Origin of the sequence: Arthrobacter sp. AL05 (genome assembly GCF_029960715.1) — a bacterium.
In the GTDB taxonomy this organism is placed as follows: Bacteria; Actinomycetota; Actinomycetes; order Actinomycetales; family Micrococcaceae; genus Arthrobacter.
In genome coordinates, this window is the sequence record NZ_JASBRC010000007.1 from 52,999 (window position 1) to 66,038 (window position 13,040).

Here is a 13,040-nt window from a genome sequence, read left to right on the forward strand (position 1 = left end):
ATGCCTGAAACTGCCGCCACAGCCGATACCCGCACGCCGTCCGGACGCCTGGCCCTCGCCGACTCCCCACAACAGATCGCGCTCGGCCCGCTGGACGGCCGGTACCAGTCCGCCGTCGCGCCGCTGGTCGACTACCTGTCCGAGGCCGCCCTGAACCGTGACCGGGTCGCCGTCGAGGTTGAATGGCTGATTCACTTGACCGGCAACAACGTGCTGCCGGGCGCCGGCCCCCTGAGCGCGGCGCAGCAGGAGAAGCTGCGCGCTATCGTCACCGAATTCGACGCCGGTTCAATCACGGAACTGGCGGACATCGAAGCCGTCACGGTGCACGACGTCAAGGCCGTGGAGTACTACATCGGCCGCCGCCTGCCCGGGATCGGCATCGAGGACCTGACGGCCATGGTGCACTTTGGCTGCACCTCCGAGGACATCAACAACCTCTCCTACGCCCTCGGCATCAAGGGCGCCGTCGAGGACGTCTGGCTGCCCGCCGCCCGCAAGCTCGTTGCGCAGATCAGCGCCATGGCCGAGGAGAACCGGTCCGTGCCGATGCTCTCGCGCACGCACGGCCAGCCGGCAACTCCCACCACGCTCGGCAAGGAACTTGCCGTTATCGCGCACCGCCTGACCCGGCAGCTGGACCGCATCGCCCGGACCGAATACCTCGGAAAAATCAACGGCGCGACCGGCACCTACGCCGCCCATGTCGCCTCCGTACCCGGTGCCGACTGGCAGCACGTTGCCAAGAGCTTTGTTGAGGGCCTGGGCCTGAGCTGGAACCCGCTGACCACCCAGATTGAAAGCCACGACTGGCAGGCGGAGCTGTACGCCGACGTCGCGCGGTTTAACCGGATCCTGCACAACGTTTGCACAGACATCTGGAGCTACATCTCAATTGGCTACTTCGTGCAGATTCCGGTCGCGGGAGCCACCGGATCCTCCACCATGCCGCACAAAGTCAACCCGATCCGCTTCGAAAACGCCGAGGCCAACCTGGAGATCTCCGCCGGGCTGCTGGACGTCCTGGGATCCACCCTGGTCACTTCCCGCTGGCAGCGGGACCTCACGGATTCCTCTTCGCAGCGCAACATTGGTGTGGCGTTCGGCCATTCGCTGCTGGCCATCTCCAACGTCGCGAAGGGCTTGGACCGGCTCAAGGTCGCCGAAGAGACGCTGGCCGCGGACCTCGACACCAACTGGGAAGTCCTGGGTGAGGCCATCCAGATGGTGATGCGGGCGGAAGCGATCGCCGGCGTGGAAGGGATGGAAAACCCCTACGAGCGGCTCAAGGACCTGACCCGCGGGCAGCGAGTCGACGCGGCCCGGATGCAGGAGTTTGTGCAGAGCCTGGGCCTGTCCCCCGACGCCGAAGCCCGGCTGCTCGCGCTGACCCCCGGCAAGTACACCGGAATCGCGGACCAGCTGGTGGACCACCTGGCATGAGGCTCCTGCTCATCCGCCACGGCCAGACCCCCGGGAACGTCCTGGGACAACTGGACACCGCCCACCCGGGTCCAGGGCTGACCAAGCTCGGCGAGCGGCAGGCAGCCGCCCTGGCGCGGTCGCTGGCGCATGAGCAGATCGAGCTGCTGTTCGCCTCGACCCTGATCCGCACCCAGATCACGGCTGCGCCGCTGTCGACCGTCCGCGGCCTGGAGATCGAGGTGCTGGCGGGGCTGCAGGAGATCGAGGCAGGGGCGTTGGAGAAGCTCACCGACAAGGAATCTCACCTGCGTTACCTCACTACTGTGTTTGAGTGGGCGGCCGGGGAACTGGACCGCAGGATGCCGGCCGGACCCAGCGGGCACGAGTTCTTCGAGCGCTATGACGCCTCGATCGCACGGATCGCCGACGCGGCCGCGGCGAGCGGCGGCGCCGGGGCGGTGGCCGTGGTCAGCCACGGCGCCGCGATCCGGGCTTGGGCAGGGCGCCGGGCCGCGAACGTGGCGCCGGACTTCGCCGCACGCCATGTCCTCGCCAACACCGGGATCGTGGCGCTGGAAGGGGACCCCGACGCCGGCTGGCGGCTCATCCATTGGGACGACAGTCCCGTGGGCGGCCTGGCCCTGGCGGATCCGACGGCGGAAGACCCCACCGGCCGCCCCCGCTAACGAAATTCTTCGAACCCTAACGCGCAGGAAACACTGCCGAAACCGGCACTGCCTAGCCTTGATCTGCATAACCCTTCGGCGAAGCGAGGAAGCCATGCAGACCAACCCGCGGCTCAACATCCGGCAGGTCACTTGGGCCAACCCGGTGGGTGCGGATCTCCGCGCCGCCCAGCAGGCCGAACTCGATGCCCGCTTCGGCCGGGATGACCACGAACCCGGCCCGCCGCCGTCCGAGGCGGACACGGCCGTGTTCCTGGTCGCCCACGACAAGGCCTCCGGCCAGCCGGTGGGCTGCGGCGGCCTGCGCATCCTCGATGCGCACACCGCCGAGATCAAACGGCTCTATGTACTCCCATACACCCGCGGCTCCGGGGTGGCCAGCTCCATCCTTGCGGCACTGGAAGCGCAGGCCCATTCCCTGGGCATCATTTCCATCACCGCGGAGGCAGGCTCGGTCCAGACCGACGGCCGGCAATTCTACGAAAACTCCGGCTTCGTCCCGGTGCCGAACTTCGGCCCGTACGTCGGCGTGGAGCACTCGTATTGTTATGCGAAGGGCATCGACTCGCACACCGCCGCGCACACCGCCATGGCCTGAGCCGCGTCCCGCGCCGAAGCAGGGCGCGTCGGACAGGACGGCTAATGCGCGCCCGGCCAGCCGGTGTACGCCTCGGCGAGGTAGGCACGCCCGTGGCGCGATGCCACCAGCGAGTTGAGTTCGCCGAGCTGCCGGGCGCGGGCGAAATCGTCGGCCCCCACGGGGGTGTGCAGCATGGACGTCATCCAGTAGGAGAACTGCTGGGCCTTCCAGACCCGGTCCAGGGCCCGGTCGCTGTAAGCATCCAGGAGCACGGAGTTACCTGAGGTATAGAAGCTGTCGAGGCCCTCGAACAGCACCTTGACGTCATGCAGCGCCAGGTTCAGGCCCTTGGCGCCGGTCGGCGGGACCGTGTGGGCGGCGTCGCCGGCGAGGAAGAGCTTGCCGTGCCGCATCGGTGCGTGCACAAAGCTGCGGAACTTCAGGACCATCTTGTCGATGACCGGGCCCTCCTTAAGCTCAAAGCCGTTGCCGTTGACCCGGCTGCGGAAGGCGTCCCAGATCCGGTCGTCGCTCCAGTTGTTGACGTCCTCGTTCGGATCGCACTGGAAATACATCCGCTGGACAGTTTCGGTCCGCTGGCTGATTAGGGCAAAGCCGTTCTCGGAGTTGGCGTAAATCAGTTCATCGGAACTGCGCGGAGCCTCGGCCAGGATCCCGAACCAGGCGAAGGGATACTCGTGGAAATACCACGTGCGCTGCGCCTCCGGAATCTGGAAGCGGCTGTGGCTGCGCGAGCCGTCCGCGCCTACGATGAAGTCCGCCTGCAGCTCCCAGTCCACTCCCTCGGCATCGGTGAACCAGACCCTCGGCTTGCTCTCCAGGTCGTGGATGGTGCTGTCGGTGACGCCGTAGCGGACATCGCCGCCGTCGCTCTGGCGACGGGCGGCGAGATCGAGGAAAACATCGGTCTGGGGATAGAGCCAGACCGACTCCCCAACGAGGTCCTGGAAGTCGATGCGGTGGCTCTCGCCGTTGAAGCGCAGTTCGATCCCGTCATGCCGGTCGCCGTCGCGCAGGACGCGGTCCGAGACGCCGCTGTCCACGAGCATATTCACGGAACCGTGTTCCAGGATGCCCGCACGGACGGTTTCCGAGATTTCCTGGTGGCTGCGGATCTCTATCACGGTGGATTCGATTCCCTGTTTGGCCAGCAGGTGCGAGAGCATCAGCCCTGCCGGGCCGGCGCCCATGATCGCGACCTGGGTGGTGATGACTCTGCGCTGTGCCATGTTGTCCTCGCTTCGTTGCGGGGCCCGGGCTGCTGGGCGTCCGGGGCCGGATGTTCTCTTTGGCTACAGTGTGCGCCCGGACACGTGACCGGCGTTACAGAAATTCCGCTGAATGGAATTGAGACGTCGTCCCTGCCGGCGAAAGCTGCCGTCCGATCCCGCGGGCGGCCGTCTGAAGGGCAGGAACCAGCGCCTGCAGACGCATTTCACGCAGCGGCACAACCACGCCGAGCGCCGCGACAGTGCGGTTCCTCGCATCACGCACGGGGACTGCAATCCCCCACGTGTCCGGGTCCACACCTCCGGCCAGCTGCGCAAAACCGTGGCCGGCCGTCTCCTCAAGCAGGCTCCGGAGTTCCTCCCGCCGGACCCTGCCGGCAGGATCGTTGAACTGCTCAAGATACCCGGCCTGGACCTCGGCCGGCTGGTTTGCCATCAGTGCCATCCCGGCAGAGGAAACGTGCACCGGCATACGGCCTGCGATCTGCGCCCGGTTCGCGACGGAGCCGCGGCGGGAGAGCCGCTCGACGAACAGCGCTTCCCAGCCCTCCAGCACGGCCAGGTTCACGTTCTGGTTAAGCACCTGCTGAATGTCCTCCATAAACGGCATGGCCGCCTGGCGGAGGGCCACGGTGGGCGAATTCCGGTTCACCAGCTCCCACAGGCGCAAGCCCAGCCGGACGGAACCGCCGCTGCCCACATCCAGGAGTCCATGTCCGGCGAGCTGCCTCACCAGCCGGTGGGCGGTGCTCGGCGGCAGGCTGGCCCGCTGCGCCAGCTCGGAGAGCGGGAGAACTGTGACGCCGGCGGGGAAGGCTGCTATCAGCCGCACCACACGGTCCACCACGGAGTCCCCGGTGCCGGAGTTAGCCATGGACTCCTCTTCCGCTGAATGGATTCTGCTTCCACTCTACGCCGCAGGCCCCGGTGCCGTCCGGGGCCGGGACACCCGGAACCGCCCCTACAAGGCCCGGTTGAGGCTTCGCCGCAGCAGCCAGGTGCCCAACAGGAGCAGTGCCGCGGCCATTCCCGCGAGGACCCCCAGCTGCGGCAGGATATCCGCCAGGGTGCCGTCACGGCGCTGGATGGCCGCGAACGCCTCATAGGCCCAGCGGTGCGGCGTGGCGAAGGAGACCGCGGCCAGCGCTTCCGGGAAGAACTCCGGCGGAACCATACAGCCCCCCAGTCCGCCGAGGACCAGTCCGCCGCCCACCCCCACGCCGGCGGCCGCGGTGTCGTTGTCCATCACCGAGCCCACCGTCATCGCAGCTGCTGCGGACACGGCGCAAAAGATCACCAGTACCAGCGCCGACAGCCATAGATTGCCCCAGTCGACGCCGAACAGCAGCGCGGTGCCGGCCATGATAAAACCGCCTTGGACGGAGGCGATGGCAAACCGCCCCAGGGCCTGCCCGGCGACGATCTGGCCACTGGAAACCGGGGCGGACATCACCCGGCCCACCACCCCGAACCGGCGTGCCTGGATGAGGGTGGCCGCACCGGTCAGGGAGCTGAGGAACACAAAAAGCAGCAACTGCTGCGAGGCGCCGAGATCGAACCTGCCCAGCCCGCGGAACTCCTGCGCAACGTCGTTGGTATTAACGATCTCCGCGGTCGGCGCCGCTATCTGCACGGCGGCCTGGTCCAGGGCCGTCCGGGCCCGCTCGGCCGGGATGCCGGCGCCGGTCAGGGCGGCGAGCTGGCTGCGCTCCAGGCCGGCTGCCAGCACGGCGGTGCGGACCTGCTGCATAACGGTCAGCGCGGAGGACTGCGAGGCCATCACGACGTCGAGCTCCGTTGGCCGTCCGGCGTCGAACGCCGCCGCGTCGGAGTTATCCAGGAACACCCCGACGTCGGTGCGTCCGCGGCTGAGGTCCGACCTCGCCGCGTCCGCCCCCGTTGTTGAGACCGCCACGCCCGCTGACTGGAGCTCCGCGGTCAGGGCCCGGGAAAGTTCGCTGGCGGGACCTGAGATAGTCACCCTGGCCTGGCCGCTGCCGGCCCCGAATTGCGAACCAAGCAGCAGGATCAGCATAAGGGGGAAAACGAAGACAAAAAAGATGTTCGACTTGTCGCGCAGGAAGCGCCGGAGTTCCACAGTGGCGATCGCGATCACGGCGCTCATGCCTGCGCCCCCCGGTCCGGCAAAACCCTTGAGAGCAGCAGCCCCGCAGCGGCGAAAGCAAGCATAACGGCGATCGGCCCCGTCACGTCGCCGAGGCTCCCGCCGCCGGCGGAGATCCCGAGCCCCCGAATAAACGCGCCGATCGGGTTGAGGTCCAGCAGCGTTGCGGCGAACCCGGTGCCCTGGACCGGGAAAAACGCTCCACCGGCGATTCCCAGCACCATGGCAAGGACGGACTGCGCCGCGTTGGCCTGTTCAGCCGTCCGGACCACCCGCGCGACAACAAACGTCAGGCTGGTCGCGGCGGTCACGACGCTGAGGATCAGGGCGGCCACCACCAGCGGCGAGCCGAAGGAGACGCCGAACAGCAGGGAACCGGCAGTGAGCAGGACAGTTGTGGCAAGCACGCCCAGGATAAAGCCGGTGCAGGCCTTCGCCGTGATGATCATCAAGCCGGAGACCGGCATCGACCGCAGCCGGGCCAGTGTCCCTTGCTCCCGTTCCGCCAGCAGCCCCAGCACGCCGAACCCGACGGTGAACATCAGGAAGAGCCCGGCCTGCCCCCCCACCAGTGTGCCGCGCAGCGAGAGTTGCTCCGCGGCGGCTTTCCCTTCGGTCAGGGTGAGTAACTGCGGTCCGTCCACGGCCTGCCGGGCAAGCGCTGCGAGATCCTGGTCCGGCAGCCCGGACAGGCCGCCGGCGGCCGCTGTCACCGTTCCGGCGGCGAACTGGTCCAGGACCCCCTTGACGGCGGTGATCAGCACTGAGGTTTCCAGCGACCCGTTGTTGCCCTCGACCAGCTGGACCGGCGCGGCCTGCCCGGTGAGCACCGCATTGCTGAAGCCCTCGGGAATGATGATGCCGAGGTCGGCGCCGGTGGCCTTCGTTTCGCTGCGGACATCTGCCGCCGGGACCCGTTTGATGGTCACGTCCATGATCTCGAGTGCATCGACGGCGCTGAGCAAAACGGACCCCAACTGGTCGGCGTCGTCCGCGCTGGCGACCACGGTAGCCGGCTTCAGGTCAACGGTGTCCTCGCCGAGGCCACCAAAGACCAGGCTCAGCACTCCCATCAGTGCGAGCGGGACGATGAGGGAAAAGATGAATACGCTCTTGTCCCGGACTCGCTGGCGGAGGTCGTTCGCGACCATGGCCCACAGACCCCGCATCTCAGTCCCTCAGCGCTTTGCCGGTCAGGTGCAGGAAGACGGACTCGAGGTCCGGCCGGACGATTTCCACGGATGTTACCGACATCCCGGCGCTGGCGGCGCCGGTGACGATTCCCGCGAGCGCTGTGGGGCCGTCGCTGACAGTCAGCATCAGTCCGGCCCCGTCGTTGTCGACATGCTGCACGGCGGGCAATTCCCGGAGGACCTCCGCCGCCCGCGCCATGCTGCCGTCGCCGCGAAGATTAATCCGGTCCACGCCGCCGGTGAGCGTGATCAGTTGCTCCCGCGTGCCCTCTGCCTGAATCCGGCCTTCGTCAATGATCGCGATCCGGTCACAGAGCCGCTCGGCTTCCTCCATGTAGTGGGTTGTGTAGAGGACCGCCATGCCGTCGACCGAGAGTTTCTCCACGGACTCGAGAATGGCGTTGCGGGACTGCGGATCCACCCCGACGGTCGGCTCATCCAGGATCAGCAGGGTGGGACGGTGGAGCAGTCCGATGCCGATGTTCAGCCGGCGCTTCATACCGCCGGAATACTTCTTGGTCTGGTCGCCGGCCCTGTCGGCGAGACCTATCAGCTCCAGCACTTCGTTGGTGCGCTGGGTGAGGCGGCTGCCGGTGAGACCCTGCAGCCGGCCGAAGAATTTCAGGTTTTCCCGGGCCGTCAGGTCCGGGTAGATGGCCAGTTCCTGTGGGACCAGGCCAATGTTCCGCTTGGCCTCCGTCCGGGACGGATCCATCTCCTGGCCGGCCACCCGGACGGTTCCTTCGTTGGCGGCGATCAGGCCCGCGACCATCGAGATGATTGTCGTTTTCCCGGCGCCATTGGGTCCCAGCAGCCCGAAGGTTTCGCCGGCACCGATGTGGAAGGAGACGCCGCCGACGGCGGTGAGCTCCCCATAGCGTTTGACCAGTCCGCTGACGTCAAGCACGTCCCGGATTTGCGCCTGTGCGGCTTCCACCAGCAACCCCCGTAGCCTAGTTCTCCTCCAGACTAGCCTCCCGGTTGCACAAGGCACCGGACAGAGACCTTAGACCCGGAGCCTTGTCCGGCCCGGGGCACCGACAGTACCCGGCCAGCGGGGCTGCCGGAGTCGAAGACGGCGCCGCACCGTCGGGGCCAGCACAACGGCGACCCCGACGGCGGCTCCAATGACGGTTTTCGATGATCCGGTCGCGCAACAGTATGCCCGGTGCCGAGGGAGCCACCAGGAGGGTCGAAAGCAGGGCCAGCGGGGTCACGAAGATCTGGGCCAGCCCGTAGTGGCGGGCGATGAACATCTCCGCGCCGAACTGGCAGGCGGCGATCACCAGAACGGTCTGCCAGGGTGCGGGCTGCAGGAGCAGGATCCCGGCCAGGAGTACCAGCCCGATCGCGGTGCCAACGATTCTTTGCAGCCCGCGGCTTACCCGGTGCCGGGTGGTGTGGCCCACGAGCGGGACTACGGCGGCCACCATTGCCCAGTAGTTGTGGCCAACGCCCAGAAGCTGTCCAACCAGCGTTGCGAGGGTTCCGGCCAGGCCCGCCGCCACAAGGGAGCATCAGTGCACCGGCCTTCAGCTGCAGCCCGCAGCGCCTGGCCTGCGGTTCATTACGGCCGTAAATCCCGGTGAAAGCGCCGAAGGACGCGAAGATCGCCAGATCCAGGCGGTCCAGGAACACCAGCGTGATCAGCGGGACAAAAACACCGATGGCGCAACGCACGGCGGTCTGGTGGTCCTTGTTGCCGGGCGCAATGCTGAACAGCTCGGCAAGCATTTTCACGGGTTGGCGGCACCTTTCCAGCAGTCCATTGGTTACGACGGCGGCGCTGGCAGCCAGGAGCGATGCTACGCCGGACGGTCCTGGAACCGGCTTTCCCAGCCGTTCAATGGAACCTCGCCGGGAAGTGATAACGTCTACCGGTTGATCCCCCGCGCCCGCGGGACGGCGCACAGATTTTTTTATCTCACAGCACACCGGAGGACCCATGCTCAGAGGATTCAAGGACTTCATCCTGCGCGGCAACGTGATCGAACTGTCCATCGCCGTCGTTGTTGGCACTGCATTTACAGCCCTCGTCGGCGCGTTCACCTCAAACATCGTGAACCCCATCATTGCTGCGGTCGGCGGAGTCGAAACAGACGGGCTCGGATTCCACATCTGGCCGGGAAACGAGAAGACCTTTGTTAACTTTGGCGGGGTCATCACGGCGTTCGTCACGTTTATGATCACCGCGGGGGTCGTCTACTTCCTCTTTGTGGCTCCGATGAACCGGATCAACCGCCTGGTCAAGAAGCGCCTCGCAACCGCGGAGCCGGAAGAGAAAGCGCTCCCGGCGGACACCGCCCTGCTCGCCGAAATCCGTGACCTGCTGGCGCAACTCGCCGGCCCGGCGCAGGGTCTGCCGTCCGGCCACGGTCCGGCACGGATCGGCGAACCGGGACACGTAAAATGAGGCGGCGGGAAATTGCCACCGGCCGGCGTCCGGCCCGAAAACAGCCGTTTCCGGGCTCAGCGGCGGTGTCTGCGCCCAGCCGCCCGTAACGGCTGGGCTGTTCCCGTGCCCCCGGTCAGCCCGCCGCCCCGGCGGCACCCGCTTGGCGGCTACTGGCGTCACGTTCCCACACTGCCGGGTGCGCGGCGAGGCGGCGGCCCGCCAGGGCAAATCCCAGATATACCGAGGCGTTGACGGCGGAGAACGGGCCACGGATGGTACGAACTACCTGGGCCAGTGTTTGGGCCGCCGTACTGTGGCTTCTGCCCTGTTCGGCGTTGCCCCGGTATATGCGGTGCAGCACGGCCACTTGATCCTTGGGCGTTTTCGGCGGACAAATAACTACCGGTTCCACGTCCAGAACGGCCTTTTCCGCCGGCTCAAAGAGACGGTCCACGAATAGATCATCTGCGGTGAGTTCAGGGAATTTCAGGAACCGCCCCCGCCCTTCTTTGGACAGTCCGTAAACACCCCCGCCCCAGAGCCCCGTCTGGGTCGCGGGCAGATTCAGCCGTGTGCAGTAGTACGAGTGGATGAGCGGGTGCGCGTCCTGAAGGTCGAGGCGGGCGGCGGGACGGGCGGCCAGAATGCGCCCGGAGAGCAGCGTATTGAGGACGGCCCGCACGGTGCCGGCGCTGATCTGCACATCCGCATCGAGGTACAGCCGCGGCCAGTGCGAGGCGATGGCGTCCCCGGCATTCAGAGCGGCCGTCTTGGACGGCTGCTCCAATTCCAGTACCTTCACGCCCTCGAATCGTCCGGCGATGGCTGCGGTCTCATCGCCACAACCGTTGCAGGCCACGATGACCTCCAGCTGGTCTTTCGCAGCCAGCCGGGCCAGCGGCGCTAAGGTCCGCGCGATCACGGCCGCTTCATTGTGCGCCGGAATGATCACCGAACCGTGCGGGAAAGCCCCGGCGTCCGCGTCCTCGCCCGCGCTTTTTCCCGGTCCCGGCAGGGCAGTCCAACTGCCCTCGTTGAGTACCGTCCGCAGCACGCCGCGGCGATCGGGCTTCCATAGGCGCAGGACTTCAGAGAGCACAACGGCGCCGCGGAACACGGCGGCATAGGCGCCGGAATGGTATTTGCGGATGTAGCGGACACGGTTGACGGACAAGAGCGCGTTCAGCTCCGGTGAACTGCCGGAGGCCCCGCCGGTGTGGCGCATAACAGCCTCGGGCTCGTACCAGACGGTTTCACCCATCGTGCGCAGGCTCCGAAAAAAGTCAGTCTCCTCGCTGTAGAGAAAATAGGACTCGTCCCACGGCAGGGCATCCGCCAGCGAACGCCGGACCATCAGCGCGGCACCGGTAGCCCAATCCACGGGATGGGGATGGGCGTAGCTTTCCGGCGAGTAGTCAGTTCCGGCGAGCCAGCCGGGCCGGTTGGGCGCGCGGCGGCCCAGCAGCGCGTCGCCCACGGCAGTGGCAATGCTCGGCTCCCGGAAGAGCGAGCGGCTGGCCACCCCCCATTCGTTCACCAGCCGTGGAACCACGGCCCCGGCCTGCGAAGCATTCAGTCGGTGCATCAGGGTCCGGATACTGCCAGGTGCCACCGTTAAATCGGGGTTGAGCACCACCACGGTGGCGGCATCACCGGCCCGCAACATGGCGGCGTTGATGCCGCCGGAATAGCCCAGGTTGCCGCCCGTGCTGAAGGCCTGGACGTCAGGATGGCAGCGGCGCACCACATCCAAGGTGCCATCGCTGGACGAGTTGTCAGCCACAAGAACCCTCAGCCTCAGGTCCGCCGTTTCTTCCCGCAGGGTTTCCAGCAGGCCCTCAACGCACCCTGCGCTGTTGAAGGTCACAATAACAACGACGGCGTCCGCGGCACCCTCCGCTCCGGTGAAGCGGCCCGGAGTCCGCGGCGCAGGGGCCGCATGGGACAGCGAATCCGTGCGGACGGCGGGAACGGCTCTGGACCCTGTCCGCAATGTCAGGTAAGCAGGTGGCCCGTCAACAAGGTAACGGCCCGCCAGCCGCCTTGGTTCACGGGCCAGCCGGTATCCCCATTCCAGTCCGTGTTGGCTAAACCATTCAGGCGCGCGCTGAACCCGGTCGGCGAGGAAGTCCACCGCCGCGCCGAAGGCCAGCAGAACGGTGGCCCCGGTAGACGGCCCATACTCGTCTATCCAGAGTTCCTGGCGCGGCTTTCCCAGTCCGACGTAGAGGATCTGGGTGCCCGAATCGGCAATCTCACGGGCAATACGCCCGGACTCCTGCACGGAGGCCAAGTCCTCCCGGCTCGGGGACCACATGCCGCCGAGCTGCAGCGCGGGGTGCTCCTGCGCGATCTTCCGCGCCAACAGCCGCTGATTCGGTGGCGAGCCGCCGAGAAATCCTACCCTCAGCCCAAGCTGCTCTGCCCGTGCCAGGATCGGGGCTGCCAGGTCGCTCCCGGCCAGCCGGGGCCACCGGCGCCCGGTAATACGTTGGGATTGGGAAACCAGGGGTGCCCCGTCCAGGAAATAGAGCCAATCCACCCTGCTTGCCGGATTGGCATGCAAGGTGCCCGACCACCGGCCGCCGGTACCAAAATGGTGCACATGATCGAGGTTGACCGACGCCACCCCCAGCGGAGGATTTCCGCCGCCCTCCCGCACCCTCGCGAGTATCCGCTCTACCGCTGCTTCGGATTCCATCAGGTCTACCGGTGTCCCGCCCAGAATGACCTGGCATATTTCCAGCTTTTCCATGCTGCCTCCTTGCTCCCTAGTCCACCGGTGTTAAGCGCCCGTTGCGTTCGATGTAACTGCGGCCGGTGGCCGGGCAGAGCCAGCAGGCGCCGGCCTGTTTAAGCGGATGTCCTGCCTCGCCCACCCAGCCTGACTGCCGGGCGGGGACACCGATCACAACGGCGTAGGGCGGCACGTCCCTGGTGACCACCGCGCCGGCAGCTACGGTCGCCCACTCCCCGATCGAGGCGGGCCCGATACAGATGGCACCGGCTCCGATGGAAGCACCCCGGCCGACCGTGACGCCGACGGCGACCCAGTCATCCGGGTCCTTCAGCGTTCCGTCCGGCGTGATGGCCCGCGGGTGCAGGTCATTGGTAAGAACGGCCGCGGGTCCGACGAAGACGCCGTCCGCCAGGCGGGCCGGCTCATAGACGAGGGCATAGTTTTGCAGTTTGCAGTTGTTCCCCAGCACAACGCCGGGGCCCACGTAGGCCCCGCGGCCGATGTTGCAGTTACTGCCGAGGATGGCGTCCTCCCGGATCTGCGCCAGATGCCAGATTCGCGTTCCTTCCCCCACCACGGCGCTCTGAGCCACGTCGGCAGTTTCGGCGATGGATGTCACGGCGTTCCTCCAGGTGTGCGGCGGCGT

At 66.9% G+C, this 13,040-nt stretch carries 11 protein-coding genes and 1 pseudogene; 4 read left to right on the plus strand and 8 right to left on the minus strand.

What is annotated here, in order from left to right:
• The 3 genes from purB to QK287_RS10435 all read left to right on the plus strand — a co-directional run bounded on the left by purB (position 1) and on the right by QK287_RS10435 (position 2,709).
• On the plus strand, positions 1–1,443 hold the full coding sequence (purB, locus tag QK287_RS10425; protein WP_226775645.1) for an adenylosuccinate lyase: 1,443 nt from the start codon (positions 1–3) through the stop codon (positions 1,441–1,443).
• On the plus strand, positions 1,440–2,111 hold the full coding sequence (locus QK287_RS10430; RefSeq protein WP_226775644.1) for a histidine phosphatase family protein: 672 nt from the start codon (positions 1,440–1,442) through the stop codon (positions 2,109–2,111). Before purB ends, QK287_RS10430 begins: the two co-directional genes overlap by 4 nt.
• Before the next feature lie 94 nt (positions 2,112–2,205).
• Positions 2,206–2,709, plus strand: a complete 504-nt coding sequence (locus QK287_RS10435) for a GNAT family N-acetyltransferase (RefSeq protein ID WP_226775643.1) — start codon at positions 2,206–2,208, stop codon at positions 2,707–2,709.
• Between the two features lie 41 nt (positions 2,710–2,750).
• Here QK287_RS10435 and QK287_RS10440 read toward each other — a convergent pair whose 3' ends face one another.
• The 6 genes and pseudogenes from QK287_RS10440 to QK287_RS10465 all read right to left on the minus strand — a co-directional run bounded on the left by QK287_RS10440 (position 2,751) and on the right by QK287_RS10465 (position 8,999).
• The gene (locus QK287_RS10440) at positions 2,751–3,941 is read right to left on the minus strand and encodes a 4-hydroxybenzoate 3-monooxygenase (RefSeq protein WP_226775642.1); all 1,191 of its coding nucleotides are present in this window, start codon (positions 3,939–3,941) and stop codon (positions 2,751–2,753) included.
• Between the two features lie 94 nt (positions 3,942–4,035).
• The gene (locus QK287_RS10445; protein WP_282360008.1) at positions 4,036–4,815 is read right to left on the minus strand and encodes an IclR family transcriptional regulator; all 780 of its coding nucleotides are present in this window, start codon (positions 4,813–4,815) and stop codon (positions 4,036–4,038) included.
• An 87-nt stretch (positions 4,816–4,902) separates the two neighbouring features.
• The gene (locus QK287_RS10450) at positions 4,903–6,066 is read right to left on the minus strand and encodes an ABC transporter permease (RefSeq protein ID WP_282360009.1); all 1,164 of its coding nucleotides are present in this window, start codon (positions 6,064–6,066) and stop codon (positions 4,903–4,905) included.
• A complete protein-coding gene (locus QK287_RS10455) occupies positions 6,063–7,217 on the minus strand; it encodes an ABC transporter permease (RefSeq protein ID WP_282360010.1) in 1,155 nt (384 codons plus the stop codon). Before QK287_RS10455 ends, QK287_RS10450 begins: the two co-directional genes overlap by 4 nt.
• A gap of 19 nt (positions 7,218–7,236) precedes the next feature.
• The gene (locus QK287_RS10460) at positions 7,237–8,196 is read right to left on the minus strand and encodes an ABC transporter ATP-binding protein (RefSeq protein ID WP_282360011.1); all 960 of its coding nucleotides are present in this window, start codon (positions 8,194–8,196) and stop codon (positions 7,237–7,239) included.
• A gap of 69 nt (positions 8,197–8,265) precedes the next feature.
• Positions 8,266–8,999 (minus strand): annotated as a pseudogene (locus tag QK287_RS10465) (FUSC family protein).
• A gap of 205 nt (positions 9,000–9,204) precedes the next feature.
• Between QK287_RS10465 and mscL the strand changes: the two are divergent.
• Entirely contained in the window at positions 9,205–9,672 is a 468-nt protein-coding gene (gene mscL / locus QK287_RS10470) for a large conductance mechanosensitive channel protein MscL (RefSeq protein ID WP_226775637.1), read from the plus strand.
• A 115-nt stretch (positions 9,673–9,787) separates the two neighbouring features.
• Here the strand turns inward: mscL and QK287_RS10475 are convergent, their stop codons facing one another.
• Both QK287_RS10475 and QK287_RS10480 read right to left on the minus strand, forming a co-directional pair.
• Positions 9,788–12,409: a WecB/TagA/CpsF family glycosyltransferase gene (locus QK287_RS10475; protein ID WP_282360012.1), complete on the minus strand. Its 2,622-nt coding sequence runs from the start codon at positions 12,407–12,409 to the stop codon at positions 9,788–9,790.
• Between the two features lie 16 nt (positions 12,410–12,425).
• Positions 12,426–13,013 carry an acyltransferase gene (locus QK287_RS10480; protein ID WP_226775635.1) on the minus strand — a complete coding sequence of 196 codons (588 nt, stop codon included), beginning with the start codon at positions 13,011–13,013 and terminating at the stop codon, positions 12,426–12,428.
• Positions 13,014–13,040 lie beyond the last annotated feature (27 nt).

Coding starts and splice junctions, on each gene's coding strand:
- purB (WP_226775645.1), top strand. CDS start 1: ATGCCTGAAACTGCCGCCACAGCCGATACCCGCACGCCGTCCGGACGC.
- QK287_RS10430 (WP_226775644.1), top strand. CDS start 1,440: ATGAGGCTCCTGCTCATCCGCCACGGCCAGACCCCCGGGAACGTCCTG.
- QK287_RS10435 (WP_226775643.1), top strand. CDS start 2,206: ATGCAGACCAACCCGCGGCTCAACATCCGGCAGGTCACTTGGGCCAAC.
- QK287_RS10440 (WP_226775642.1), bottom strand. CDS start 3,941: ATGGCACAGCGCAGAGTCATCACCACCCAGGTCGCGATCATGGGCGCC.
- QK287_RS10445 (WP_282360008.1), bottom strand. CDS start 4,815: ATGGCTAACTCCGGCACCGGGGACTCCGTGGTGGACCGTGTGGTGCGG.
- QK287_RS10450 (WP_282360009.1), bottom strand. CDS start 6,066: ATGAGCGCCGTGATCGCGATCGCCACTGTGGAACTCCGGCGCTTCCTG.
- QK287_RS10455 (WP_282360010.1), bottom strand. CDS start 7,217: ATGGTCGCGAACGACCTCCGCCAGCGAGTCCGGGACAAGAGCGTATTC.
- mscL (WP_226775637.1), top strand. CDS start 9,205: ATGCTCAGAGGATTCAAGGACTTCATCCTGCGCGGCAACGTGATCGAA.
- QK287_RS10475 (WP_282360012.1), bottom strand. CDS start 12,409: ATGGAAAAGCTGGAAATATGCCAGGTCATTCTGGGCGGGACACCGGTA.